The sequence below is a fragment of the Bacillus sp. JNUCC-21 genome, from assembly GCF_041222765.1.
GTDB classification, from domain to species: Bacteria; Bacillota; Bacilli; order Bacillales; family Bacillaceae; genus Bacillus; species Bacillus velezensis.
In genome coordinates this window covers 3676697-3702975 of record NZ_CP166019.1, presented here as the reverse complement: position 1 = coordinate 3702975, position 26279 = coordinate 3676697, and the positions used below count along the sequence as shown (strand labels likewise).

General features: G+C 43.6%; 19 protein-coding genes. 12 read left to right on the top strand and 7 right to left on the bottom strand.

Annotation, left to right across the window (positions count from 1 at the left end; translation table 11 throughout):
• Nucleotides 1–98 precede the first annotated feature (98 nt).
• Both JNUCC21_RS18760 and JNUCC21_RS18755 read left to right on the top strand, forming a co-directional pair.
• Entirely contained in the window at nucleotides 99–1475 is a 1377-nt protein-coding gene (locus tag JNUCC21_RS18760; protein WP_025285372.1) for a sugar porter family MFS transporter, read from the top strand.
• 92 nt (nucleotides 1476–1567) lie between these two features.
• Complete coding sequence (locus JNUCC21_RS18755) at nucleotides 1568–2980, top strand: bifunctional glycosyltransferase family 2 protein/class I SAM-dependent methyltransferase (protein ID WP_079891059.1); 1413 nt, start codon at nucleotides 1568–1570, stop codon at nucleotides 2978–2980.
• A gap of 3 nt (nucleotides 2981–2983) precedes the next feature.
• On the opposite strand, the gene JNUCC21_RS18750 is transcribed toward JNUCC21_RS18755, so the two are convergent.
• From JNUCC21_RS18750 to JNUCC21_RS18740, 3 genes are read right to left on the bottom strand one after another with little or no spacing between them, the layout of a single operon-like run.
• Nucleotides 2984–4114, bottom strand: coding sequence for a Ger(x)C family spore germination protein (locus JNUCC21_RS18750; protein WP_020956435.1), 1131 nt, complete (start codon nucleotides 4112–4114; stop codon nucleotides 2984–2986).
• Complete coding sequence (locus JNUCC21_RS18745) at nucleotides 4111–5217, bottom strand: GerAB/ArcD/ProY family transporter (RefSeq protein ID WP_098081820.1); 1107 nt, start codon at nucleotides 5215–5217, stop codon at nucleotides 4111–4113. Before JNUCC21_RS18745 ends, JNUCC21_RS18750 begins: the two co-directional genes overlap by 4 nt.
• 5 nt (nucleotides 5218–5222) lie before the next feature.
• The gene (locus JNUCC21_RS18740) at nucleotides 5223–6674 is read right to left on the bottom strand and encodes a spore germination protein (protein ID WP_060562481.1); all 1452 of its coding nucleotides are present in this window, start codon (nucleotides 6672–6674) and stop codon (nucleotides 5223–5225) included.
• 219 nt (nucleotides 6675–6893) lie between these two features.
• Here JNUCC21_RS18740 and manA point away from each other — a divergent pair, with 219 nt between their 5' ends.
• Entirely contained in the window at nucleotides 6894–7844 is a 951-nt protein-coding gene (gene manA, locus JNUCC21_RS18735) for a mannose-6-phosphate isomerase, class I (protein WP_369878398.1), read from the top strand.
• Between the two features lie 140 nt (nucleotides 7845–7984).
• The gene (locus JNUCC21_RS18730; RefSeq protein WP_369878397.1) at nucleotides 7985–10630 is read left to right on the top strand and encodes an N-acetylglucosaminidase; all 2646 of its coding nucleotides are present in this window, start codon (nucleotides 7985–7987) and stop codon (nucleotides 10628–10630) included.
• 61 nt (nucleotides 10631–10691) lie between these two features.
• Here JNUCC21_RS18730 and JNUCC21_RS18725 read toward each other — a convergent pair whose 3' ends face one another.
• Both JNUCC21_RS18725 and JNUCC21_RS18720 read right to left on the bottom strand, forming a co-directional pair.
• Entirely contained in the window at nucleotides 10692–11858 is a 1167-nt protein-coding gene (locus tag JNUCC21_RS18725; RefSeq protein ID WP_072589637.1) for a CDP-glycerol glycerophosphotransferase family protein, read from the bottom strand.
• Nucleotides 11859–11890: 32 nt separating this feature from the next.
• Entirely contained in the window at nucleotides 11891–12661 is a 771-nt protein-coding gene (locus tag JNUCC21_RS18720) for a WecB/TagA/CpsF family glycosyltransferase (RefSeq protein ID WP_072589636.1), read from the bottom strand.
• Nucleotides 12662–13004: 343 nt separating this feature from the next.
• On the opposite strand from JNUCC21_RS18720, the gene tagD reads away from it, so the two are divergent.
• The 5 genes from tagD to tagH all read left to right on the top strand — a co-directional run bounded on the left by tagD (nucleotide 13005) and on the right by tagH (nucleotide 20348).
• Nucleotides 13005–13394 (top strand): glycerol-3-phosphate cytidylyltransferase, encoded by a 390-nt coding sequence (gene tagD / locus JNUCC21_RS18715; protein WP_003151361.1) that lies wholly within the window; start codon nucleotides 13005–13007, stop codon nucleotides 13392–13394.
• 162 nt (nucleotides 13395–13556) lie between these two features.
• The gene (locus JNUCC21_RS18710) at nucleotides 13557–15575 is read left to right on the top strand and encodes an alpha-glucosyltransferase N-terminal domain-containing protein (protein WP_015240703.1); all 2019 of its coding nucleotides are present in this window, start codon (nucleotides 13557–13559) and stop codon (nucleotides 15573–15575) included.
• 49 nt (nucleotides 15576–15624) lie between these two features.
• Nucleotides 15625–17793, top strand: coding sequence for a CDP-glycerol glycerophosphotransferase family protein (locus JNUCC21_RS18705; protein ID WP_015240702.1), 2169 nt, complete (start codon nucleotides 15625–15627; stop codon nucleotides 17791–17793).
• 154 nt (nucleotides 17794–17947) lie between these two features.
• Nucleotides 17948–18775, top strand: coding sequence for a teichoic acids export ABC transporter permease subunit TagG (gene tagG / locus JNUCC21_RS18700; protein WP_015240701.1), 828 nt, complete (start codon nucleotides 17948–17950; stop codon nucleotides 18773–18775).
• Between the two features lie 19 nt (nucleotides 18776–18794).
• On the top strand, nucleotides 18795–20348 hold the full coding sequence (gene tagH, locus JNUCC21_RS18695; protein WP_025285364.1) for a teichoic acids export ABC transporter ATP-binding subunit TagH: 1554 nt from the start codon (nucleotides 18795–18797) through the stop codon (nucleotides 20346–20348).
• Between the two features lie 33 nt (nucleotides 20349–20381).
• Here the strand turns inward: tagH and galU are convergent, their stop codons facing one another.
• Nucleotides 20382–21260 (bottom strand): UTP--glucose-1-phosphate uridylyltransferase GalU, encoded by an 879-nt coding sequence (galU, locus tag JNUCC21_RS18690; RefSeq protein WP_015240700.1) that lies wholly within the window; start codon nucleotides 21258–21260, stop codon nucleotides 20382–20384.
• A 277-nt stretch (nucleotides 21261–21537) separates the two neighbouring features.
• Here galU and wecB point away from each other — a divergent pair, with 277 nt between their 5' ends.
• On the top strand, nucleotides 21538–22677 hold the full coding sequence (wecB, locus tag JNUCC21_RS18685) for a non-hydrolyzing UDP-N-acetylglucosamine 2-epimerase (protein ID WP_015240699.1): 1140 nt from the start codon (nucleotides 21538–21540) through the stop codon (nucleotides 22675–22677).
• A 51-nt stretch (nucleotides 22678–22728) separates the two neighbouring features.
• On the opposite strand, the gene JNUCC21_RS18680 is transcribed toward wecB, so the two are convergent.
• Nucleotides 22729–23649 (bottom strand): LytR family transcriptional regulator, encoded by a 921-nt coding sequence (locus JNUCC21_RS18680; RefSeq protein WP_025285363.1) that lies wholly within the window; start codon nucleotides 23647–23649, stop codon nucleotides 22729–22731.
• Nucleotides 23650–23825: 176 nt separating this feature from the next.
• Here JNUCC21_RS18680 and JNUCC21_RS18675 point away from each other — a divergent pair, with 176 nt between their 5' ends.
• Both JNUCC21_RS18675 and JNUCC21_RS18670 read left to right on the top strand, forming a co-directional pair.
• Nucleotides 23826–24128 carry a membrane protein gene (locus JNUCC21_RS18675; RefSeq protein ID WP_017418804.1) on the top strand — a complete coding sequence of 101 codons (303 nt, stop codon included), beginning with the start codon at nucleotides 23826–23828 and terminating at the stop codon, nucleotides 24126–24128.
• 22 nt (nucleotides 24129–24150) lie between these two features.
• Complete coding sequence (locus tag JNUCC21_RS18670) at nucleotides 24151–26268, top strand: SpoIID/LytB domain-containing protein (RefSeq protein ID WP_025285362.1); 2118 nt, start codon at nucleotides 24151–24153, stop codon at nucleotides 26266–26268.
• Nucleotides 26269–26279 lie beyond the last annotated feature (11 nt).

Below are 26279 nucleotides of genomic sequence, written 5' to 3'. Positions count from 1 at the left end.
TAACGGTGCGGAAGGTTTGAAACGGACGGAAACAGGCAAAAGAAGCAGTAGAACAATTCCGCGCGGATACAGCGTTGGATGAAGGGAGTCTACATAACATGAAAAGCATACACTCGAATAAATGGCTCTATTTTTTCGGCGCACTCGGCGGCGCGTTATACGGATATGATACCGGAGTCATTTCCGGAGCTATTTTATTTATGAAAAAAGAACTGGGGCTGAACGCCTTTACAGAAGGCCTCGTCGTCAGTTCGTTATTGGCGGGGGCGATTCTCGGGTCGGGGTTCGCCGGCAAACTGACCGACCGGTTCGGCAGGCGGAAGGCCATCATGGGAGCGGCGCTGCTGTTTTGTATAGGCGGTTTAGGAGTCGCTTTTGCCCCGAATACAGAGGTGATGGTTCTTTTCCGGATCATTCTCGGACTGGCTGTCGGAACATCTACAACGATCGTTCCGCTCTACTTATCGGAGCTGGCTCCGAAGCATAAACGAGGGGCGCTTTCTTCGCTGAATCAGCTGATGATTACGGTCGGAATCCTCGTTTCTTATATCGTGAACTATATATTTGCCGATGCAGGCGCTTGGCGCTGGATGCTTGGACTTGCGGTTGTGCCGTCAGTCATTCTGCTGATCGGAATCCTATTTATGCCGGAAAGCCCGCGCTGGCTGTTTACGATCGGCAAAGAAGAGAAAGCAAGAGAAATCCTTTCATCATTGCGGGGAACGAAGAATATTGATGATGAGATTGATCAGATGAAAGAAGCGGAAAAGGAAAACGAAGGCGGCTTGAAAGAATTGTTTGAGCCGTGGGTGAGACCCGCGCTGATTGCCGGCCTCGGACTTGCCTTTTTGCAGCAATTCATCGGGACAAATACAATTATTTATTACGCCCCGAAAACATTTACCAGTGTGGGGTTCGGCAATTCCGCGTCTATATTGGGAACGGTCGGAATCGGCGCCGTCAATGTCATCATGACGCTTGCGGCTATTAAAGTCATTGATAAGATCGGCCGGAAGCCGCTGCTGCTGGCTGGTAATGCGGGCATGGTCATCAGTCTGCTCGTATTGGCCGCGGTCAATCTTTTCTTTGAACATTCAGCAGCCGCATCATGGACAACGGTGATTTGTTTAGGCCTGTTTATCGTTGTATTTGCGGTCAGCTGGGGGCCTGCCGTGTGGGTCATGCTTCCTGAATTATTCCCGCTGCATGTCCGGGGTATCGGGACGGGTGTCTCCACTTTAATGCTGCATGCCGGAACATTGATTGTCTCATTAACCTATCCGATGTTAATGGAAGCAGTCGGCATCAGCTATTTATTTCTCATTTATGCCGCGATCGGGATACTGGCATTCCTGTTCGTCCGGTTTAAAGTGACCGAGACGAAGGGGAAAAGCCTTGAAGAAATTGAGCAGGATCTGAAAAGCCGTAACGGAGGCTCGGGATCAGAATCAAATCGGCGGACAGTTCATCCGTAATATTCAGTTTTAGGGGGCGGTTATTCACCGGCCCCTCAAAACGGATGCCGTGCGGGCGCCCGGTCACATAAATGACGGGGATATGTCATACGTTGTATAAAGTCACGATAAAGGCGGGGATGCCGGTGAAAACGAGTATTATTATCCTTACATATAATGAACTTGAGCTGACGAAAAAATGTCTGGCCAGCATTGAACGATACACCGACAAAGATAAGATTGAACTGATTATAGTTGACAACGGTTCCTCAGACGGAACGAGAGAATACATATCAAATCTGCCTGACGTCAAAGTCATCCTAAATGAAAAAAACCTCGGGTTCGCCAAGGGGTGCAACCAGGGAATCGAAGCGGCAGGGGGAGAAAATCTGCTGTTTCTGAACAACGATACGATGGTCACGAAAAATTGGCTCACCTCCATGCTGAGGGTGCTGTATCAATCTGAAAAAACCGGTATGGTCGGGCCTGTCAGCAACTATGTCAGCGGCGCGCAAATGATCCACGACGCATATCAATCGCTTGATGAGCTGGAGTCATTCGCGGAGGCATATTGCGCACGGGAAAAGCATCATACAAAGCGGGTGCTGCGCCTTGTCGGCTTCTGTCTTCTGGTGAAAAGAAGCGTCATTGAAGACATCGGCCCGTTCGATGAGCAATTCGGATACGGTTCTTTTGAAGATGATGACTTATGTCTGCGCGCCCTGCAAAAAGGCTACAGCCTGCACATCGCCCTCGATGCCTTTGTGCATCACCACGGGCACGCGACGTTTACGGCTAATCAGGATATCAATATCAATCAGTTATATTCGGAGAACCGCCAGCGTTTTACGGAAAAATGGGGCACTGATTTTACGTACTTTACTCATCCGAGACCGGAAATTGCGGAGCTCGTTCCCCGGGAGGCGAAACGGATACTTGATGTCGGCTGCGGCGCGGGGGCTACGGGGCTGGAACTTCAAAACAGACAGCCTTGCGAACTGTACGGAATAGAACTGCACCCGCTGGCGGCGCAAGCGGCAAAAGGACACTATGAAGCGGTGCTGCAGGAAGATGTCGAAGAAGTGAAGCTGCCTTATCCGGAAGGCTTTTTTGATTGCATCATTTTCGCGGACATCCTTGAGCACTTAAAAGACCCGTGGCGCGTCATTGAAACGTACTCATCCTATTTGTCGCCTGCCGGATCAATCGTTTGCAGCATTCCGAATATTTCCCACGCCGAAGCGCTGTTTCCGCTTCTGCTCGGTGACTGGACATACAGAGACGCCGGCATTCTCGACCGCACCCACTTGCGGTTTTTTACGCCGCAGACGGTGCGCACGCTCTTTCCGGAAGAGACATTTGCTGTGAAAAAGCAGTCCTATACGTATGTTCACGTGGATGAGCGGGTGCAGCTGTTTTTACAGGAAATCACACGAATGGCGCAATCGATGCAATTTCCGGTGACACAGCTGCCCGAACAAAGCCGGATTTATCAGATTCTCCTCCGTGTCGAAAAAACAGGCTGAAGGCTACCGTCCCATCGTTCCGAAGTTGGTAATCTGAATGGAAACATCATAGTCAAAAGCCGCTTCGGAGAAGGTCTCATCCCAATGATGCTTTACTTTCTTCCAATAGTCGGGATATTGAATGCGGACTCTGTCAGAAAAGAATACAGGGTCCGTTTCATATTGATTCTGCAGCTTATCGATGACTTCTTTCACATCGCTTTTCAGTTTTTTTTCGAAAATCTTTTCCAGCCCGTTTAAATAGTGCTGATCGAATGAATCTTCTCCGGCATATTGATCCTCTGACAAAAGTCCTTTTGTTTTTACCGCTACATGAAATGACAGCTTCCCGTTTTTCAGCCTGGGAGTGATGGCGGATGTTGATTTTTTGATCTCGAAGGTAATCGGGTGCCCCCCTTTATCCAAAGCGGGCAGCACGCCGCCCCGTATCGTCCCCATCAGCCAATTCAGGCTCTGTATTTCGTATGATGACAGAAAGCCCGCCAATCTGTTTTGTTTTGCGTTTTTGATAATGGCCGCTCCGTCATACACCGTTTTTCCTTTTTGATTGCTGACGGCCTGAATGAGAAAACTGAGTTTATTATGGCAGTAAATCGAAGCTCTCCCGATTCGGAGCGGTTTTAAAATCTTCCCGTTGTAGCCGCCGTTGTTCGTAAGGTCGATCAGCTTTTCCGCGGCCATGGGCTGCTGCTGATTCGGCGTCGGCTCCGTCAGAATATCGGACGCTTTTCCTCTTGCCGCGAAGAGGTAGCTGCTCCGCCTTAATTCATCATCGCGGATAAAATGATTCATCATCTGCAGTATATTTTGGTCGGCCAGCAATTTGTCGCTGAATATCAGCACTTTTAAATGATCGCTGTAAACAGGCGGATCTTTTAAAGAGACTTCACTGACGGCTTCAAGAATGGTATCCCCCCGCGTCGTCACATTGACAAACACGGGCCGGCCGGAAGCCTGGCTGTTTTCGCTTTGGGGCAGCAGGTTTTGATAGGTTAATTTATATCGGCGGTCACTCGTCTCGTCTATCGCCAGCCCCCGGGCGAAAGACAGCTTTTCGACTTCCTTCGCGTCCCAGCATCCTGAAAGCGTCATCAGTATGAAAAGCGCCGCCGCCCATTTTATGAAAAGTGTCATGACGTCTGTTTCCTCCCGGCTATTTTTTTCATCCAGCTGACAAACCAGATGAGAAAAGGAATCATAATGACGGCAAAAAACGCATATCCGAGAATATTCGCGAATGCAAACACACTGTTGATATCATCGGGGTACATTGAAAGGCCGAATGTCACTGCCAATAAGCCTCCCAGCAGCCAGGCATTGTTTTTATTTTTCAGTTTGAAAATGGTGTTTAATCCGAGATGCGCCCCTTTAAAAGAACCGAGCATACAGGTGAACTGCTGGCATGTCCACGTAATTAAAAGAAAGATATCAAACCGCTCTATGAAAATGCCCCGGATTTCCAAGGCATGAATCAGGGAAATGGTCGGATACGTCACCGTTTTGGCTTCAGCGACCGACATACAGCCGATGACGACAAGCAGCGTAAAGCTGTAAAAAATGCTCGCGCCTGCGATGCCGAAGACAGCCGCCTTTTTCGCCTGCTTCGGGTTTTTCATAAACGGCACCAGATAAAGAATCACCTCAAGTCCCGAAAAATACAGAAGGGTCCGCGGAAACAGCTCAAAAAAGCTTTTGTAGCCTCCTTCCATGACCGGGCGGACGAAATCCAGCTTAAAAAGTCTCAAACTGAATATGAGCAGCGTAATCAGAATGACGATCGCAATCGGAAACAGATAGGCATAAAGCTTTGAAATGGGATAGACCCCGCCGGTCACATGGTAAATGCCGACCGCCAGAAAGATGAATATGACGACACCCATCGGCGTATTTTTCAGTAAAAAGTAATTGATGACTTCACCGAGAAAACGGGCTTGAAAACAGACGGTGACGACAAAATAACAGCTGATGAATAAATTCAGAAGAGAACCGATGGCGCGGCCCATGATGCCTTGATTCAGCTCATAAATGGTTTCCCCGCTGTTTTTCTGCAAAAACGGCATAAAGAGCAGGACGATGCCGATAAACACGACACTCTGCACAAGAATAATGATCCATCCGCTCGGACTGTCCGCTGTTGCGGCGGAGCGCGGCAGTGTTAACACGCCCGCTCCGATCATTGTTCCGCTTACCATGAGAAGTGTCTGCATAAACGACAGCTTGTCTTCCGGTTTTTTCATGGGGATCACCTTTGCTTGATTTTATCTTTCGTCTCTTTTCTGGTCGGCCGTTTTTTCAAAAGAGGCGTCGGCAGTCTGACGATCGTATCCTTTAAGTCCTGGCCAGGCTGCGCCATGATCGGAATAAGATAGTCCTGACCGAAGCTTTTCAGACGCATCAGATGGCCGATGACAAGCAGATAGCACATGATCAGTCCGTATAAACCTAAAATCGCCGACAAAATCATCGAAAAAATACGGATGAGCCTCAGCGGAAAATTGAACGCATAGGAGGGCGCCGTAAAAGAAGCCAACGCCGTAACGGATACGACAATGACCATCATCGCGCTGACAATATTCGCCTGAACGGCGGCCTGTCCGATCACCACGCCCCCGATCAGGCCGATCGTCTGTCCGATCGGCTTCGGCAGCCTGAGTCCGGCTTCTCTGATCATCTCGATCGTAAAAATCATGATGAACGCTTCAACAAAAGGAGGGAACGGGACATTCAATCTGCTTCCGGCAATCGTAACCGCCATTCTCGTCGGTAAGAGCCCCGTGTGAAACGTAACGAGCGATATGTAAAGGCCGGGTAAATAAATCGTGATTAAAATGCATGTATACCGAAGCAGCCTGAGAAAGGTAACCGGAACCCACCGCTGATTATAATCGTCAGGGGAATGGATAAATTCATCAACGGTGGCCGGCACCAAAAGGGTAAAAGGCGTTCCGTCTACAAGAATGGAAACCCTTCCCTCCAAAAGAGCGCCCATAACCCGGTCGGGCCGTTCAGTCGTCAAGACGGTCGGGAAAATGGAATACGTGTTATCTTCAATAAGCTGCTCGATCGCTCCTGATTCCGGAATGTCGTCAATGGTGATGGACTCCAGTCTTTTCATCACTTCTTTTACGACATCATCAGGGGCAATATCCCGAATGTAGGCAACGGCGATCCGCTTTTTTGTCCGTTCGCCGAGTGTGACCTCTTTGATCTGGAGGTTGGGATCACCGGACTGCTCGCGCAAAAGCGCCGTGTTCGTCCGAAGCTTTTCGACAAAACCTATCCTCGGCCCCCGTTCAAGCACTTCAGAAGACGGTTCTTCAATATCACGCATTTTAAATGTTTCCGTCTCAAACGAAAGAGCTTCCTCCCATCCCTCCGCCAGCAAAACCGATTTGCCGGAGAAAATGTCTGCCTCCGCGTCCTTAAGTGAAGAAAGCCGGGTATGACGATAGCCGAAAGAGATGGATGACGGCGGTATTTCAGCCGGTTCCTCTTGATGCCGGGCGGCCGCCTGCACGGGCGAAATAATATATTCCGCAAGCAATTGATTGTCGGTCAGTCCGTCTATATAGATAAGACAGGCGTCACATTTGCCGTTTCCGTACGTAAACGAATAAAACATCATGTCATCGCTTTGGCCGAACCGTTTTTTCAGCACTTCAAGGTTTTTGCCGAGCTCCGCATGTATCGTCACAATGTTCCCCCCTTTTTCCATCAGTTATTTTAATTTGCGACAAACAAGGCATTTTATTCTGGAATAGGAAATGGCTGAGCATTCCGCCCCATCCGAATGGTATAATGAGCAGGTCAGCCATTTTATACATATTGTTTTTAACCGCGGCTCCCTCCGTGTTTTAAAAAAGACACAGGGGGAATGGGATATGAGCCGCTTTTTAAGGGGAGGGGAACGAACATGACGCAAGAGCCGATTTTTTTACAGCCTGTATGTAAAGAAAAACTATGGGGCGGCACGTTATTACGCGAACGATTCGGATATGACATACCTTCAGAAACAACCGGCGAATGCTGGGCGATATCAGCCCATCCGCACGGAATGAGCACGGTCAAAAGCGGTCCGTATCAAGGGAAAACCTTGATGGAACTGTGGGATCAGCATAGAGAATTATTCGGCGGAACGGAAGGGGACCGGTTTCCGCTGCTGACGAAAATACTGGACGTCAAACAACATCTGTCCGTTAAAGTCCATCCTGACGATTATGACGCTGAGGAGCATGGACAGGGTGAAACGGGGAAATCTGAGTGCTGGTACATTATTGACTGTAAAGAAAATGCGGAAATCATATACGGTCACACGGCCCGTTCGAAAGCGGAACTTGTCACCATGATTAACAGCGGTGACTGGGAAGGCCTGCTGCGCCGTGTGAAGATCAAACCCGGCGATTTTTATTATGTGCCGAGCGGTACCATCCATGCCATTTGCGCGGGGGCGCTCGTGCTTGAAACACAGCAGAATTCAGAGGCCGCCTACCGGATATATGATTACGGGCGTACAGATCAAAACGGCCAGGCGCGTGAGCTGCATATCCGCGATGCCGTCAACGCAGCCACCGTTCCTCATGTGGACGGATTTTTAGATGAATCAACTGAAACGAGAAAAGGCGTCACCATCAAAACCTTTGTGCAGGGAGAATATTTTTCTGTATACAAATGGGATATCAGCGGGACGGCGGAAATGACCCAGGACGCTCCGTTTATGCTGTGCAGCGTCACAGAAGGAAGCGGCTCCATCATCTGTGAAGGCAAGTCCGCCAAGCTTGAAAAAGGCGCGCATTTCATACTGCCGGATCAGATGCCTGACTTTACGATAAACGGAGATTGCACGCTCATCGTTTCTCATATATAAAACCAAACTTAATCCCGGCTCTGGGATTAAGTTTTTTTTATTTGGAAAATTGGGTGATTTCTCTCTGTAAAAATGAAGAAGGCCGGCCGATAAATAAACTAGTTTGATAGAAACCAATTGAATCAGAAAGAGGAGAAGGAATGAAAAAGAGATTCGTTGCACCTATGTTATTGTCCGCCGTTTTCCTTGTCTTTTGCACCATTGCACAGCCCGCTGAGGCCGCATACAGCGACTACTCCGTTTACGAGCTGGAAACGAAGCAGCAATTTGCTTCTGAGAACGAGGCGCTTCAAGCGGCAGCGAAATTGAAAAAGGATACGGGGTGGCAGGCTGACGCAAAGAAAGCCGGAAATACGCCGCTCACTTATCAAATCTCAGCTTCAGGATTACAAGATGAAACGGATGCGAAAACCGTGCTGAAAGATTTTACGAAGCAGACGGGCGTGGCCGGCACTTACAGCGCAAGCGGAAGCAAACAGCCGTACGTGACCGTCACATCAGGCGTTCTATCAGACGAGCGGCAGACGAAAAATCTTCTTGCCGAACTGACGAAAAAAACGGGCGTGACCGGCGCCGTCAAGCCGGCGGGGACAAAACAGCCGTACATGCAGGTCGTGACTTCTGAGATGGCGGCCGAAGCAGATGCAAAAGCGCTCTCGCAAGCGTTGACGAAGCAGACGGGCGTGAAAGCGTCATACCGTCAGATCAAACGGGAAACAGCCCGGTTTCAGATCCAATCAGGAACAATCTCCGGCGATCAAAAAGCCGCTCAAATCCAAACTGATTTTCAAAAGGAAACAGGATTGCATTCGTCGCTGAAAGTCACGGCTAAGGCCAGTCCGAATATCACCGTGACAGCCTCTGACATCTCAAATGCAAATGATGCGGCAGGTTTAGCGAAACAGCTGCAGCAGAAAACGGGCGTCAAAGGGAACGTTCAAAAGTATGCCCAAAGCAAAACAGCAACCGTGTACAACGTGCAGTCAGGATATTTTAACGGAGTAAGCGCCGTACAAAATGCTATCACCCAAATCAAGAAGAATACGGGTGTCAGCGGAAGCTATCAAAAAGCCGGCAAGAAAAATAATTACACGGTCGGGATGAGCGGACTGACGGCTAAGCAGCTGCAAAGTGTTCAAGCTTTCTTTAAAAAGAAAAAATGGCATTGCGACGCATCGCCTGTCAAAAAGACAGCATCAGTGTCCGTTTATCGGATCACGGCAGGGCAGCTTACCGCTGCAAAGGCAGATCAAACGGAGGCGTTTTTCCGCCAGCAGCGTGTAAAGACGGCAAGAACCGCGGCGGGAAAAACAGCAGAAAACGAATATCAGCTGCTTTCTCAGCAGACGGCAGACCAGTCGAGGATAAAAAAAGGATTGAATCTGCTGGCGGGATATAAACTGACTGCCATTTCAAAAACGATATCCAAGCAGACGGACACAACGTACCAAGTCACAACCGAATCACTGCTTGATACGGCAAAGATCAATCGTTCGCTGGACTTTTTCAAAGGGAAAAAAGTATCCGCCTCCGCACAGAAAACAGGTGAAGCAGCGTATACACAATTCAGAATTGAAACGGCACCGCTGCTTAAAAGGGAAGACATTGACCGCGTGACTGCTTTTTTCAAGCAAAACAAAGCGGCCGGCACTGTGAAGGAGACGGGGAAAACCGGCTCTGCACAGTACGTCATCAAAACCGATACATTCAGCAGTAAAACCGTTTTAAATAAAAGCATGAGCTTTTTCAGCGCCAAACAATTACAGGCCGGCTATACGAGTGAAAGCCATCCGGTTTATGAACTCCGCATTCGCGATCCATTCACGGGAGCGCAGTCAGCGGACGCCGCCTCCCAAAAGCTGAAAAAGCTGTACGGATGGACGATGGCTATTTTGAAAATAAAAAACGGACCGCAAATCATGAATACCAATTACAACATCTCGCTGGCAGATATGGTCAAAAAACAAATGACAGTCAGCCCGCAGACTGATGCCGCGGCTTATGCATCGCTTACGTACATCAATACGGCCTCCGGAACGGTCACAGCCGACGTCCTGAACGTCCGGTCAACCCCGGAAGTCAGCTCCGGCAATATTATCGGGCAGTTGAAAAAAGGCGATAAAGTCAGCATCACAGGCCAGACAAACGGCTGGGCCAAACTCAGCATGGGCTGGAGAAACGCCAGCAGTGACGAAGTCGGGCAGTATGTCAATCCGGCTCACTTCGCACAAGACAGCAAGTATTACTTTCAATTTCTGAAGCTCTCTCAGACAGCCGGACTGAACGCATCGGAACTGAATCAAAAAGTGCTGGTCAATAAAGGAATACTGACAGGGAAAGGCCAGGCCTTTATTACAGCCGCCGGCAAATACAGCATCAATGAAGTGTATTTGATTTCGCATGCTTTGCTTGAAACTGGCAATGGCACGTCAGAGCTTGCGAACGGCATTATGTATAATGGTAAAAAGGTTTACAACATGTACGGCATCGGGGCTTATGACAGCAACCCGAATTACTACGGCGCACAATACGCGTATAATCAAGGCTGGTTTACTCCGGAAGCCGCGATTATCGGCGGAGCCCAATTTATCGGTGCGTCTTATATTCACAATCCTTCATACGAGCAGGATACGCTGTATAAAATGAGATGGTCTCCAGCCGCGGCCCATCAGTATGCGACAGATATCGGCTGGGCGTATAAGCAGGTAAACCGCATGTACAGCTTATACTCACTGCTGGATGACTATACGCTTTACTATGATGTTCCCGTGTATATGAAAGTATAAAAAAAGGGCTGAAGTGTATGCTTCAGCCCTTTCTTCATGCAAAAAACACCCGCCGTCGGATTCAGGCAGGTGCTTCAGCACAATTTTTCATTTTTGTTTCCGCAAATTTCAATAACGCTTCACTCGAATTCCCATCTGAATACATATTCCATTTGTCCGAGAACCGCTTCATTTCTTCTGCACGAAATGGCTTTTTCGTCATTTCCTCCAGAAGAGCTTCGCTGTCATGACAAGCCTTTCCGGGAATGACGGAAGTATAATTGTCGATTAAACCGCGTTTTCGATCATATTCCTCCAGATCATACGTGAAAAAGAAAATCGGTTTATTTAAGAGCGCGAATTCAAAAGGCACGGAAGAGTAATCCGTAATTAAAATATCAGCCGCTTTCAAGAGATCATGAAGACGCATGTCAGACACGTTCTTGATCAGTTCGCTTTCAAACGAAGCCGAAATCTGATGCAAAACGGCAGGGTGAAGCTTTACAAGCAGCATATACTCTCCGTTTAACGCGTTTGTGAGCTGTTCTTCGGTGAATGGCAGCCGGAAGGATTGCATATCATAATCCCTGAATGTCGGTGCGTACAGGATGATTTTTTTCGGCCATTTGTGCTTCAGTTCGGGCTTGTGTTCTTCATAATAGACGTCAGTCAGGGGGACACCCGTTTTTAACAGCTGGCCGTTCCGTATGCCGAACGACTTTTTAAAAACGTCAGCCATCGCCTCTGAACCGACGGTGACAAAGTCAAACGAGCGGTACACTTTTTTAAACCGGCTGATATCTGATGCCGGACGGTTTTGATTCGTCACATCCTCAAGGCCGAACTTTTTCAAAGAGCCGTTCGCATGCCACACCTGAATGCATGTCGTTTGCGGCCGGCGGTTTAAGACGCTTGTCATGAGGAAATAGTTATCCGTTATCACCACTTTGCTCTTAAAAAGGATCAAAACAGCCTTCAAAAGATGCAGCGGATGTTTTTCGTTCAGATAAAAAGAGCCGATACCTTCCAGCTCTTTTTTCAGACTGACGGCATGTCTCGTATACAAAACCGTCATTTCATAAGAAAGCGATTCAGCGTGCGCTTTGTAAGAACGGATGAGAGCCTGCGCATTCTCTTCAAAAGATACCAGCAGGGTCAGATGGTTCTTGGGCTTTACAGGCTTGAACAAAACGCCGAGAACAGACAGATATATAGAATAAAAAGCGGCGAATAAAGATCGCAAGTTCATAGATTACCAATCTCTTTTGCTGTTTTATTTGTTTAAAGCTGTTTCGTTTGATCTTCTCCCTGCTTGGAATACAGGCTTTTATTTGATTTATTATTTCTCAAAACGGTAAAAGCATACTTCGGAATGTTCAGCATCCTTTTCCATCTCCACGGATTCGTCAACAGTCTGTACAGCCATTCCAGATTCGTTTTGATCATCCATTCAGGGGCGCGTTTCACCGTTCCGCTGAACACATCAAAGCTTCCGCCCAAACCGATCGATACAGCCTGAGGGAAAAGATGTTTGTATTCATAAATAAATTGTTCCTGATGGGGATATCCTAAGGCGACAAACACGAGATCGGGTTTCGCCCGGGAAATCTGTTTGGCGACGAAGCGTTTATCCGCTTCATAACCGTTGCTGGCTCCGACAACCTCAATATTCGGATACTCTTTGCTGATCCGGTTCAAAACGGCGTCAAGCACGTCTTGCTTAGCTCCGTATAAAAATATTTTTTTAGACTGCCGGTTTGCGAGGCCGAGCAGCGCAAGAAACACATCGAATCCCGCAATTCTTGATTTCAGCGGGTGCTGCGTCAAACGTGACATTAACACGACGCCGATACCATCCGGCAGGACGAAATCCGCGGAAGAAATGACTTGATGATAACCTTTGTCTTTCGCCGCAGCGTATCCGATCTCAGGATTGACCGTCGCAATGACGGCTCCTTGCTTTTGTGCGATATAATAAGTGTCTAAATATGAAATAAACTCCTGTAAATTTCCATTAACATAAGAAAGGTTGTGCACCATTTCAGTCTGCATCTGCCGTCCTCCTTTTTGTACGGGATTTTCGTGACTTAGGCTAAGCTTTATTTTAACATAATACCTTCAGATAAACTTAACAATAGTTTTACAAAAATATAAATAAGATAACAATTTCTTTAATCATACGCGCAAAAAACCTGCTAAACTCCTATTTTAATAACATTTGTTAATAAGTGGAATGTAACTTCGTTTTACATTGGCTTAACCTTTTCAGGGCTATGTGATATAATGAGGTTCCATGAGTACGAAATTGGCACTTTAGTGATTAAGGATACAGCTGCGCAGCATTTCAGGGCAGTTGCTTGTTATACGTATGATGATAGAAAGGAGCTTTTGTTTCATGAAGAAGGTCATTACTTACGGTACGTTTGATTTACTGCATTGGGGTCATATTAAACTGCTTGAGCGCGCAAAGCAGCTTGGAGATTACCTTGTTGTTGCCATCTCAACAGACGAGTTCAACCTGCAAAAACAAAAAAAGGCCTACCACAGCTATGAACACAGAAAGCTGATTCTGGAAACGATCCGTTATGTCGACGAAGTCATTCCGGAAAACAGCTGGGATCAAAAAGTACGTGACGTAGCGGATCACAACATCGACGTGTTCGTAATGGGAGACGATTGGGAAGGCAAATTCGATTTCCTTAAAGATCAATGCGAAGTCATCTACCTCCCTAGAACCGAAGGCATTTCCACCACACAGATTAAAAAAGAAATTGCCGGGGTGTAATACGGAATTATAATAGATTGAGTGAAAAACCATCAAAGTACTTCTTATTTATTGATAAGAAGTACTTTTTGATGCTTAAATTGGTTTTGCTAATTTAATCTGCGGGAATAGTATTATTTTGCAGTGTTTTACTAAATTCATATGGTGAAAGGGAGAAAAAATTTGTCCAATCAGCCTATTAACTATAATAATGAGCTTCCCGATATGATGTATTATTTTATCTCAGGCGGACTGCCGGATAATTACGGCGGTCTGACCAAATCACTATTATTGCGTTCTAAACTATTCGGAGAAGAAAGCCAAAAGAAAACCGCCTTTCTTACTTTTAGATTTGATTTAGAGTTTGCTAGAAAAAAGAACGAGCTGTTTGAAAAGGGAAAAGCTGACTCTGAATACACTCAAGTTATAAACATGTATGATGACTTTTTAAGTAAAAAAACAAAAGGCAAGCGGATTTATTCGGAGAAAATTGAGCTGGATCAAATAAAAAGACATGTCAGCAAGGGGAAAGTAAGCAAGGCAATTTCAAAAATCTTCGGCAAATCATCAAATGATTATATTCTTTCCTATTATTCAGGCGGTGCGGCGGTGCGTTACGTAGACTATCTGAATGATGAGAAACAAGTAATCAAAAGAGAAGAATACAATAAAGAAGGAAAACCCGTCATTGTCTCTCATTTTGACACAAAGATTAATCAAATTTTCCTTCAGGAGTTTATCAACAGCGAAAGTGTCGTTTACCTGGAAAAACACTACATGTGGGACAGCCAAAGTGAAGAAGTGAAATTTACCCATTTTACGTGGTACACGGAGGAAGGTCCATTAACATTTAAAGATGAATCTGAGCTGCGCCGGTATTGGATAGACGTTCTTCAAAATGAAAACGATCAGCCTAAACTATTTCTGGTAGACAGCAGACCTCAGGACAAACATGTCTTCAGAGTGAAAAAAGCGCCGTCATCATATTATGCCGCGATTATTCACAATAAACATTATGGTGATAATAAATTCCAGATCAAAGGGCGTTATAAAGAAGTTTTTGGCCAGATGAATAATCTGGATGCTGTATTTTTTATTACTGAGGAGCAGATTGCAGATTTCACCTTGATTACAGGGGAAAAAGAGACTTTCTTTTTTACGCCGCATACCATTAATAAACCGCTTGATGAAGAGGTACTGAACGTTCCGAGTGAACGAAATAAAGCGGTTATTATCTCAAGGCTTGCCGCAATGAAAAACCTGACGCATGCCGTTAAAGCGTTCAAACTTGTCGTAAATGAAATCCCGGATGCAAAACTGGAAATATTCGGGTCCGGAGAAGATACAGAAAAAATCAAAAAGGAAATTGAAGCTCAAAACCTCCAGAAAAATGTATTGCTGAAAGGCTACACGAATAACCCTGATTACGAGTTTCAAAAAGCGTGGCTGACAATTTCAACTTCTCACTTTGAAGGCTTCGGTCTGTCCAACATGGAAGCATTGAGCAACGGATGCCCTGTGGTAACTTACGATTATGATTACGGTGCCAGAAGCTTGGTAGAAGATGGAGTAAACGGCTATGTAATCGAGCAATATAATATAGAAAAATTAGCCGAGGCCATTGTCTCTTTAATGAGAGATGACAGCACTCATCAACAATTTTCACGTCAGGCCTTTAAAATGGCTGAGAAATACTCAAAACCAAATTATATTAAAAATTGGTCATATGCTCTTTCCAAAATGATTGAAGTGAGAAAAGAAAAGGAACGGCTCGCTGAAAAAGCGGGTTCTAAAGAACAGCCGATTACATCCTTTGAAAATAACGGCACCGGATTGACGATCAGCGTTTCAGTGTGCGATCAGAATGATGGCTTTGAAAAAGTCAGACTGGTCGGGATTGATCGGAAAAACAAAGCTGAAATCATCTCCGTATCCGCTGATCAACCGGCTCAGCCGTTTACTATTGATTTTGAAAAGGATATCAAAAAAGAAAAAATCGATGCTAATCATACTTCGGTTCTTGACTTTTACATTCAGTTTGTAACAGCTGACCATATCAGTATTCTTAGAAGGGTATCCAGCCGTGAAGTTATTTTCGGCGAAAAGGAACGGTTTATGAATAACGGATATACTTTCGAACCTTATACGACTGTGAAAGGGAATTTCTCTATTAAGTTAAACAAAAAGGATCACATCGATTAAGTAAATCGGCAAAGTGAAGAGCTTTAATACAGAGGAGCAGAAAATAAGTATGGATGAAAATACTGTGAGTAAATGTATTTTGAAAAGCTTAAAAAATAATGTGGGCGATCTGGCGCTCTCTATTTCACTTGAAAGCGAAGAACCGTTAGCTGAGGAAGTGAAATGTTATTTAAAATTAAAAGAACGGCGTTCAGGAGCCGAGGACTTTATTATTTTAGAGAAAGAGAGCCCGGCTCAATACAGCGCATCAATTAATATTCACTCGTTTCCTGAACCTTTAGAAATGGGACAGACTTATGATTTTTATGTGGTACTTGGTGAACCGGAAGCGGAAGAAGAAGAAGCACAGCCTCAGCAGGTGCGTTTATCTGTGGAAGCTGAAGCGATTGAGCGTGCCTACCACCTTGATCATACGACTGAGCTGTTAATTTTGCCTTATACAACCGATAAGGGGAATTTTTCCTTAAAGGTAAAAAGAGAAGCGAAGATTGTGAAGTTTGATGAGATTCAGCTGAAGGCAGAAGAGATTATGATTTCAGGGTATGCAGGATATCTAAGTTCGGAGAATCAGCTTTCAGTTAAAAACCTGCAATTTGTCATTAAAAAAGGGGGAGAAGACCCCGTAGAAAAACATTTCCCTATTGAAATGACGAAAAAAACGGAGAATATTGAACAGCTTCGGGAAGATGCATTCACCCCTGAAATTTTTGATTTCCAAATAAAAATTCCATTAAAAGATATTCCTTATTCTCTGGAAAAACGGTTTGTCTACCGTATGTTTATGGAGTTTCATTGTGAAAACGACGAAGCTGAACCTATTGTTCTCAGCAGCACTCCGCTTGTGCTCGGAGACAGAAAAAATAAACTGAAAGGCCTAATAAGCGTTGTGAATAAAGACAGCGGGCCGGTCAGATATGAAGTATATAAAAAGAAGAAAAAGCAGACTGTCTGTATCCGTGTGAACGACTACAGCCTGAAAACAAGGATGAGATACTTCATAAAAGGGAAGAAAAAACGTTTCATTTCCAAAATGAAAAAACTGAAAAAACGCAGAAATTCCCTTATTACGAAAGGTTATAAAGTTGTTTTCAGAATGGCGAGCAAAATGCCAGTTAAAAGCAAGACCATTATTTTTGAAAGCTTTAACGGCAAACAATACAGCTGTAATCCGAGAGCAATTTATGAATACATGCAAATCAATCACCCGGAATATAAAATGTATTGGAGCGTAAATAAACAGTATGCAGCGCCTTTTAAAGAGAAGGGCATTCAATACATTAACAGGCTTTCTATCAAGTGGCTGTTTGCTATGGCGCGGGCAGAATATTGGGTCGTCAACAGCCGTCTGCCTTTATGGATTCCAAAGCCGGAACATACAACCTATCTTCAAACATGGCACGGGACGCCTTTAAAAAGACTTGCAATGGATATGGAAGAAGTTCATATGCCGGGTACTAATACGAAAAAATATAAAAAGAATTTTATTAAAGAGGCATCCAATTGGGATTATTTAATTTCCCCTAATGCCTACTCGTCTGAGATATTTGCGCGCGCCTTCCAATTCGATAAAACTATGATCGAATCAGGTTATCCGAGAAATGATTTTCTTCATAATGACAATAATAATGAGACAATCACAGCGATAAAAAGAAGGTTAAACCTGCCTGAGGATAAGAAAATTATTCTTTATGCGCCGACATGGAGAGATGACCAGTTTTATGCTAAAGGGCGTTATAAATTTGACCTTGATTTAGACCTGCATAAATTAAGGGAAGAGCTCGGGGATGAATATCTCGTTATTCTGAGAATGCATTATCTTGTGGCCGAAAATTTTGACCTCGGTCCGTTTGAAGGGTTTGCTTACGACTTTTCTGCACACGAAGATATTAGGGAATTGTATATGATTTCAGATCTGTTAATCACCGATTACTCTTCTGTATTTTTCGATTTTGCAAATCTGAAACGCCCGATGCTGTTTTTTGTTCCCGATATTGAAACATACCGGGATAAACTCAGAGGGTTTTACTTCGATTTTGAGAAAGATGCTCCTGGTCCGTTAGTGAAAACGACAGAGGAAACGATCGAGGCAATTAAACATATTTCATCACCGGATTATCAGCACCCGGTTTCATTCAAACCTTTTTATGACAAATTCTGTTACCTTGAGTCAGGACATTCTTCTGAGAAAGTCGTAAAGATTGTGTTTGAATCTGAATAATAGAAAAACCCCTTTGTATCAAGGGGTTTTTCTATTATGCTTTACAAACCTTTTAGCAGCATTTGCATGCGGCTTGAAAGTGAAAAAAAATTTGATTTCTGGTACAATTATCAGCGATGCTTTATAAAATCAAATCAACCTAAGGAAGATTAAAATGAATGCTGTAGTGAAAATACTAAAAGAGCAAGTAACATCATTTCCTTTAATCATGCGATTAGCAGCCTACGAAACAAAGTCTAAATATCAAATGAATTATTTAGGCGTTTTATGGCAGTTTTTAAATCCTCTTATTCAAATGCTCGCCTATTGGTTTGTTTTTGGATTGGGGATCAGAAAAGGGGGGCCGATGGCTACAGGTGCCGGAGAAGTGCCTTTTATTCTGTGGATGCTTGCAGGTCTGATACCGTGGTTTTTTATAAGCCCGACAATACTGGACGGATCAAATAGTGTATTTAAAAGAATTAAAATGGTTGCTAAAATGAATTTCCCAATCAGTTCTTTGCCGTCTGTCGCCATCGCTTCTAATTTGTTCAGTTATGCAATTATGATGGTGATCTATATCATTGCATTGCTCGCCAGCGGAATCTATCCGAGCCTTCATTGGCTTCAATATATTTATTATTTTGTTTGTCTGATGGCTTTCTTATTTTCGTTCAGCTTGTTTAATTCGACAATCAGCGTGCTGATCCGAGACTATCAGTTTCTTCTGCAGGCAGTGACAAGACTTTTATTTTTCCTGCTGCCGATTTTTTGGGACATTCACTCGAAACTGGGGGCAGATCACCCGGAATTGGTGCCGGTCCTGAAGCTGAATCCGCTGTTCTATATTATTGACGGATTCAGGAACAGTTTCTTAGATGGCCAGTGGTTCTTTCAAGATGTGAAGTATACACTGTATTTCTGGCTGTTTACCTTATTTTTATTAACAGTCGGTTCTGTTTTACACATGAAATTCAGAGATAAGTTTATTGACTTTCTTTAATACGTAAGGAGATTGTACAATGAAACTAAAGGTTTCGTTTCGAAATGTTTCAAAGCAGTATCATCTTTATGAAAAACAGTCGGACAAAATAAAAGGTTTGTTTTTCCCTGCTAAAGATAACGGCTTTTTCGCTGTGCGAAATGTCTCCTTTGATGTATATGAAGGGGAGACAATCGGCTTTGTAGGAATTAACGGATCGGGTAAATCGACGATGTCCAATCTGCTTGCAAAAGTAATACCGCCGACAAGCGGTGAAATTGAAATGAACGGCCAGCCGTCGCTGATCGCGATTGCAGCCGGTTTAAATAATGCTTTGACGGGCCGGGATAACATTAGACTCAAATGTTTAATGATGGGGCTGACCAATAAAGAAATCGATGAGATGTATGAAAGCATAGTTGAGTTTGCTGAGATTGGTGATTTTATTAATCAGCCGGTGAAAAACTATTCTAGCGGTATGAAGTCCCGCCTCGGCTTTGCGATATCCGTGCATATAGATCCGGATATTTTAATCATTGATGAAGCCCTCTCTGTCGGGGATCAGACATTTTATCAGAAATGTGTCGACCGAATCCAGGAATTTAAAGAACGAGGAAAAACCATTTTCTTTGTGAGTCATTCCATCGGTCAGATTGAAAAAATGTGTGACCGTGTGGCTTGGATGCACTATGGTGAATTAAGAATGTTCGACGATACTAAAACCGTAGTCAAAGAGTACAAAGCATTTATCGATTGGTTTAATAAGCTCTCCAAAAAAGACAAAGAGAAATATAAGAAAGATCAGGTTGCTGAACGTAAAAAAGAATCGCCTGAGCAGCAGGCAATTGTGAAGGAACAAAAGAAAAAAAATAAATCCGGATCAGCAGTCAATGCTGTTCAAATTGCTATTTTATCAATACTGCTTGTGTTTATGGCCGGAACCATGTTTTTCAGCGCCCCGCTTCGTACGATCGCTTCGTTCGGTAAGATCGGATATCAAGATGATGTTAACAAGGGGAAAGACCAGATATTGGTGAACAAAAAAGGTTTCGTATTAAAAGACCAGACGCAGGCCTATAAAGATACAGAGCTGAAAAAAAAGGCGGACTTCCTTATTCCGTTCGGTGCTCAGGTAAAAGTGGTATCTGAAGACAGGCAATCAGCAAAGATCGAGGTCAACAATAAAACGTACTATATCCCGGAAAACGCAGCGGTCTATAACGAAAAAATTTCAAATGTGAAAGCATCCGCTTTTTCTCCGTATGTAAAGCAGGGTGATGCTGATCAACTTGTGTCGCATCTTGGTGAGCGCGTTAATGATATCCAGCAAGAAATGAAAGAGCTGCAGAAAGAAGTGGTGAACGGCCGGGAGACGCTATATCTTAAAAATGGCGAGGTCAGTTATGCAGTGAATAATGGCAAGGCCGAGCAGCTTGTTTTCAGAGGAATATCAGCTATTACTCCGGCAGATCTATCCCTGAATAATAAAGGTGTTATAAAGGGCAGCAGTGATCGGCAATTTATTGCGGCAAATGATAAATACGCTTTTATTATCAATAACGATAATCAAACGTTAACCTGCATTTTAAAATAAAAAGCTGTTGGAATAAATCCAACAGCTTTTTTCTTATAATTCATCTTTTCTTAACAGGTCTTCCATGAAAGGGATAAGGTGATCACGCAGTTCACGATCCTGCATCGCAAATTCTAATGTAGTGGTAATAAAACCTAGTTTTTCACCAACATCATATCTTTTGCCCTCAAAATCGTAAGCGAAAACCCGCTGGATTTCATTCAGCTTTTGAATAGCGTCTGTAAGCTGAATTTCTCCTCCGGCACCAATTTGCTGTTCTTCAAGATACATGAAGATTTCAGGAGTGAAGACATAACGTCCCAGTATTGCCAGATTGGACGGAGCAGTCCCTTGAGCCGGCTTCTCAACAAAGTTCTTCACCTGATATCTGCGGCCTTCACTTGTCAGCGGATCAATAATTCCGTAACGATGGGTTTCTTCTTCAGGCACTTGCTGAACCCCTATAATGGAAGAAAGTGTTTTTTCATATTCATCCATCAGCTGGCGAAGCCCTGGTTTTTCAGCTTGAACGATATCATCTCCGAGAAGGACGGCAAATGGCTCGTCACCGATAAAATTACGTGCGCACCAAACGGCATGTCCAAGACCTTTTGGCTCCTTTTGCCGGATATAATGAATGTCAGCAAGATTAGAGGCTTTTCGGACTTTTTCTAAGAGTTCGACCTTCCCTTTTTCTTCTAGGTTTCTTTCCAGCTCTGGTGAGTAATCAAAATGGTCTTCAATGGCTCTCTTGCTTTTTCCCGTAACAATAATAATGTCTTCAATACCCGCTTCAACCGCTTCTTCAATTATGTATTGAATCGTTGGTTTGTCTACAATCGGAAGCATCTCTTTCGGCATGGCTTTTGTTGCCGGCAGAAAGCGTGTCCCTAAACCTGCAGCGGGAATTATGGCTTTGCGTACTTTTTTCACTTTAAAGCACCTTCCTTAGCATCACTTAAATATAAGTTATGATATCTATACAGACTCAGGCTTGCTGATATTTTCTGTATACCCGATATTTCATTTTTAACACTTTTAATGATATAAGATAAACCATTATTAAACAAGTTTTATCCGTAAAGCCTTAATGATATATCCTTTTTCATTTAGGGGAAAAATAATACAAGATATTTAACCGGAGGATCATATCGTGTAAAATGGGTTGATAATGAAAAATGATCACAAACTTGATACAGGAGAAAGAGATATGAAAAAACTTAAAGTCATGACGGTATTCGGTACAAGGCCTGAAGCGATAAAAATGGCGCCCCTTGTGCTCGAATTAAAAAAACGCCCTGAAATAGAATCATATGTCACTGTGACTGCACAGCATAGACAAATGCTGGATCAAGTTCTTCACGCATTTCAAATTAAGCCTGACTTTGATTTGAATATTATGAAAGAACGGCAGACGCTGGCTGAAATTACTTCAAACGCCCTGGTAAAACTGGACGGCCTGTTTAAGGAAATCAAACCTGATATTGTTCTTGTTCATGGTGACACGACAACAACCTTTGCCGGAAGCCTTGCAGCTTTCTATCACCAGATTGCAGTCGGACACGTGGAGGCCGGATTGCGGACGGGCAACAAATACTCACCTTTTCCGGAAGAATTGAACCGCCAAATGACCGGAGCGCTTGCTGATATCCACTTTGCTCCGACTCAGCAAGCGAAGCAAAATTTATTGAATGAGAATAAAAAAGAAAGCTCCATTTTTGTTACTGGAAATACAGCGATTGATGCTTTGCATACAACGGTTCACTCTGAATATTCCCATAACATTATTGAGAAAATCGGCAATGACAGAATGATTTTACTGACGGCGCATCGCCGGGAAAATTTAGGTCAGCCGATGGAACATATGTTTAAAGCCATCCGCCGGATCGCAGATGAATTCAGCGATGTGCAAGTCGTTTATCCGGTACACCTGAATCCTGCTGTACGTGAAGCTGCTGATAAGCACTTTGGTGATTCGGAGCGCGTCCATTTAATTGAACCTCTTGAAGTGATTGATTTCCACAATTTTGCGTCAAGGTCGTATTTTATTTTAACTGATTCAGGAGGCGTTCAGGAGGAAGCTCCTTCCTTAGGAAAGCCGGTTCTCGTATTGCGCGATACTACTGAACGGCCCGAAGGAGTGGAGGCGGGCACTCTGAAATTAGCCGGTACTGATGAAGAAACGATTTATCAGATGGCAAAACAGCTGCTGACAGACAAGCAGGAATATGAAAAAATGTCGCGGGCATCTAATCCCTATGGAGATGGCATGGCGTCAAGAAGGATTGCTGAGGGACTGCTCTATCAATTCGGACTGCGTTCAGAGCATCCTGATTCTTTTGAAGTGTAACAAAAAAGCAGCTCCGCATAAAGTATGCGAAGCTGCTTTTTCTGCATTAGTTTAAAGGTTGAGGCTGCTTCTCAATTCTTTAGTAATGGAGGCAAGGCCGTTTTCATCTGCTTTATAATAGTAAATTCCGTCAATTTTGGTACCGTCACCCTTCAGCTCATGCTGAATCACTTTCTTGCGGGCATCTTTATAACCGGATTGAATATCCCACATATCATCAAAGGTTAAATTCGTTTTTACATTGTTCTCTACTACTTTAAACATATCTCCGAATTTCGTGACAGAAGAGATACTTGCCCCTTTATTGATAATACCCTCTATAATCTGCCGCTGTCTGTCTTGGCGGCCGAAATCCCCTTTAGGATCTTCTTTTCTCATTCGTGAGTAAGCGAGGGCTTCATCACCGTTTAATGAAATATTGCCTTTGCTGAAGGAATAACCGTCATAGTTGAAAGCGAATGTACTGTTGACAGTGATGCCTCCTAAAGTGTCAACGACATCTTTAAAGCTTTCCATGTTTACTTTAATGAAATAATCTACAGGCAGGTTCAAGAAATTCTCCACAGTATCTACTGCCATTTGCGTACCGCCAAATGCATATGAATGATTGATTTTATCCATCGTGCCCTTGCCGATAATTTTTGTATAAGTGTCACGCGGAATACTGACCATTTCCGTTGTTTTTGTCTTTGGATTGACTGTAAGGTAAATGAGCGAGTCTGCCCTTCCTTTATCATTTTTACGTTCGTCTACTCCCATGATCAAGACAGAGAACGGTTCGTGTTTATTTATTTTCACCTCAGTCCTGCGTTTATTCGATTTGTTAATGTCTTCGTGAATGCTTGCGACGGTTGATGCCGCTTTATGCCATAGGTAGTATGTAAAGCCGCCGGAAACTAAAATAAAAATACCGATGATTGTCAGAAAGACCAGTAACAAAGTCTTTTTCTTTTTTCTTCGTTTACTTCTCATCTCAATACACCTCATCTGTTTTAATTGGAAATCGGACTCCCAGCAAATGCATTTTTTTATAATAGAATACAATAAATCCTAATATAGTCGAATGTTATCGAAAAAAGTTTCAATGTTTCTTAATTTTTCTTTAAAATAATAATATAATGTCGATAATCCATAATGAGGTGAAAAAAATGAAAAAAATTTTCGGATGTTTGTTCTTTATACTGCTTCTCGCCGGGTGCGGAGTTAACAATGAAAAATCTCAGGGCGAGGATGCGGGTGAAAAGCTGGTCACGAAAGAGGGCACTTATGTAGGACTGGCGGATACTCATACAATAGAAGTCACTGTGGATCATGAACCAGTAAGTTTTGATATCACTGAAGAATCAGCCGACGATGTTAAGAATTTGGATAATGGCGACAAAGTGACAGTAAAATATCAAAAAAATAGCAAGGGACAGCTTATGCTGAAGGATATCGAACCGGCAAATTAATGAACAGGGGGACGCTGTAATCTTGAAAACTTGCAAACATTTAATAGGACTGACTCTAGCTGCTGTTATATTGCTTATACCGGCGGTTTCCTTTGCGGCAGATTCAAATATATCTGTTAAGCTGACAAATTACATAGGAAATCAATCAAGCATTTCTTTATCTCCAACCGGTTTTTATCAGGTTACCGGTGATCATGTGTCTGTAACCAACCGCTTTTCGGGGGCATCCCGATATGAGACGGCGGCTCTTGCATCTGACTCCCAATGGACGAATCCTAAAACCGTTATTCTCGTCAATCGTGATGTTTTTATCGACGCATTACCAGTAATTCCTCTGGCGAAAAAATTGGATGCGCCGGTGTTATTTACACAGCCGGACACTTTGACAAAAACAACAGAAAAACAGATTGCCAAGTTCAATCCCGATAATATTCTGGTCATCGGCGGGGCTAAAAGCATTTCAAAGGACGTTGAAAATAAGCTTAAGTCTTATGGAGCTGTGAAAAGAATCAGCGGGAAAAACCGTTATGTTCTGTCTGAAAACATTGCAAAACAAATGGGGAATTACGATAAAGCAATTGTTGTAACAGGGAATGTTTTTCAAGACGCTTTAGCCATTGCTCCGTATGCCGCTGCAAACGGCTATCCCATTTTACTGACTGAAAAGGATAAATTGCCGGATTATGATCTTCCGAAGCAAGTCATAATTATCGGGAGTTCGTTCAGCGTGAGTGATGCTGTAGAAAATCAAATTAAAAAAACTTCAACTGTGCAGCGAATACCCGGATCAACACGGTATGAATTGACTGCTAATATTATTAATCAGCTAAAGTTGAAGGCTGATAAAGTCGTCATGACTAATGGAACGAAATATGCTGATGTCCTGGTTGGCGCTTCTTTAGCCGCCAAAAAAAACAGCCAAATATTATATATCAAACAAGATGATGTTCCTTCAGCAGCTAAATCAGTGACAAAAGAGAAGGCGTCGTATGCATACGACTTTATCGGAAGTACAAGCTCCATTTCCGCCGGGGTTGAAAATGAGCTTTCAAACCATTTTTACTTAGCCGGCGGAAGCACATACAACTTACAAATCAATAATGGAAAGTTAAATCTTAATCATATTAAAACATATGGGAATTCATTGAGAATAAAACCGGAAACGTACAATGAATCCAACCGGATCAGTTTGAATGGAAAAGAATACTTGGGGACGGTTAATTTTTCAATAGAGTCAGGCAAATATATCAGACCTGTAAATGAAAACATTCCTTTTGAAGATTATTTAAAAGGTGTCGTACCGAATGAAATGCCTGCAAGCTGGTCTCTTGAAGCGCTGAAGGCGCAAACGGTTGCGGCAAGAACATACTCAATTACGAAGACCGGGAGCACTGTTGCTGATACTACTGCTTTTCAAGTATATGGCGGGTACAGCTGGAATGCCAATACAACGAAAGCGGTGCAGCAGACAAAAAATAAGGTGCTGACTTACAAAGGGAATTTAATTACGGCGGCTTATTCATCAAGTAATGGCGGTTATACAGAATCAAGCGGCGAAGTATGGGGTTCAAGCGTTCCTTATTTAACTGCGAAAAAAGACACAAAAGATCCTCAAACTGCCTGGAGTCTGACGCTTTCTAAGCAGCAAATCAATCCGGATTCAATTGATGTAAATAAGCCGGCCTCTTGGTTTGCTTCAAAGAATGAGACAAATGCATCTCAACTGAGCGGTATTAAAAATTGGATTTTGAAAAATAAGGAAACAGGCGCTTCCGCCATTAAAATTTTAAAAATAGAAGATTTTACATTCAGCGGAACAACTAAAGGACAGCGGGCTAAAACAGCAACTTTGAAAGTGAATTACGCTGTCAAACAAAACAATGGAAATTACGAGGCAAATAAAACATCTGCAATGACTGTGCCGGTGACTGAACTGAGAACGATGATCGGAGCCTCCGTGTTTAAAAGCACTTATGTGACCGTCAGTCAAAACAGTTCTGCTTTTACAATCAGCGGAAAGGGATATGGACACGGCATCGGTATGAGCCAATACGGCGCTAAGGCAAGAGCGGATTCAGGAGATTCATATAGTTCAATTTTAAAATTTTATTATCCGGGCACCACATTGACTGACTATTAAATAAACGAGAG

What these genes read in the sequence shown, in the direction of transcription:
- JNUCC21_RS18750 (WP_020956435.1), bottom strand. Translation starts at nt 4,114, where the DNA reads ATGACACTTTTCATAAAATGGGCGGCGGCGCTTTTCATACTGATGACG.
- JNUCC21_RS18680 (WP_025285363.1), bottom strand. Translation starts at nt 23,649, where the DNA reads ATGAGAAGTAAACGAAGAAAAAAGAAAAAGACTTTGTTACTGGTCTTT.
- wecB (WP_015240699.1), top strand. Translation starts at nt 21,538, where the DNA reads ATGAAAAAACTTAAAGTCATGACGGTATTCGGTACAAGGCCTGAAGCG.
- JNUCC21_RS18745 (WP_098081820.1), bottom strand. Translation starts at nt 5,217, where the DNA reads ATGAAAAAACCGGAAGACAAGCTGTCGTTTATGCAGACACTTCTCATG.
- JNUCC21_RS18705 (WP_015240702.1), top strand. Translation starts at nt 15,625, where the DNA reads ATGGATGAAAATACTGTGAGTAAATGTATTTTGAAAAGCTTAAAAAAT.
- manA (WP_369878398.1), top strand. Translation starts at nt 6,894, where the DNA reads ATGACGCAAGAGCCGATTTTTTTACAGCCTGTATGTAAAGAAAAACTA.
- tagG (WP_015240701.1), top strand. Translation starts at nt 17,948, where the DNA reads ATGAATGCTGTAGTGAAAATACTAAAAGAGCAAGTAACATCATTTCCT.
- JNUCC21_RS18730 (WP_369878397.1), top strand. Translation starts at nt 7,985, where the DNA reads ATGAAAAAGAGATTCGTTGCACCTATGTTATTGTCCGCCGTTTTCCTT.
- tagD (WP_003151361.1), top strand. Translation starts at nt 13,005, where the DNA reads ATGAAGAAGGTCATTACTTACGGTACGTTTGATTTACTGCATTGGGGT.
- JNUCC21_RS18675 (WP_017418804.1), top strand. Translation starts at nt 23,826, where the DNA reads ATGAAAAAAATTTTCGGATGTTTGTTCTTTATACTGCTTCTCGCCGGG.
- tagH (WP_025285364.1), top strand. Translation starts at nt 18,795, where the DNA reads ATGAAACTAAAGGTTTCGTTTCGAAATGTTTCAAAGCAGTATCATCTT.
- JNUCC21_RS18725 (WP_072589637.1), bottom strand. Translation starts at nt 11,858, where the DNA reads ATGAACTTGCGATCTTTATTCGCCGCTTTTTATTCTATATATCTGTCT.
- JNUCC21_RS18720 (WP_072589636.1), bottom strand. Translation starts at nt 12,661, where the DNA reads ATGCAGACTGAAATGGTGCACAACCTTTCTTATGTTAATGGAAATTTA.
- JNUCC21_RS18760 (WP_025285372.1), top strand. Translation starts at nt 99, where the DNA reads ATGAAAAGCATACACTCGAATAAATGGCTCTATTTTTTCGGCGCACTC.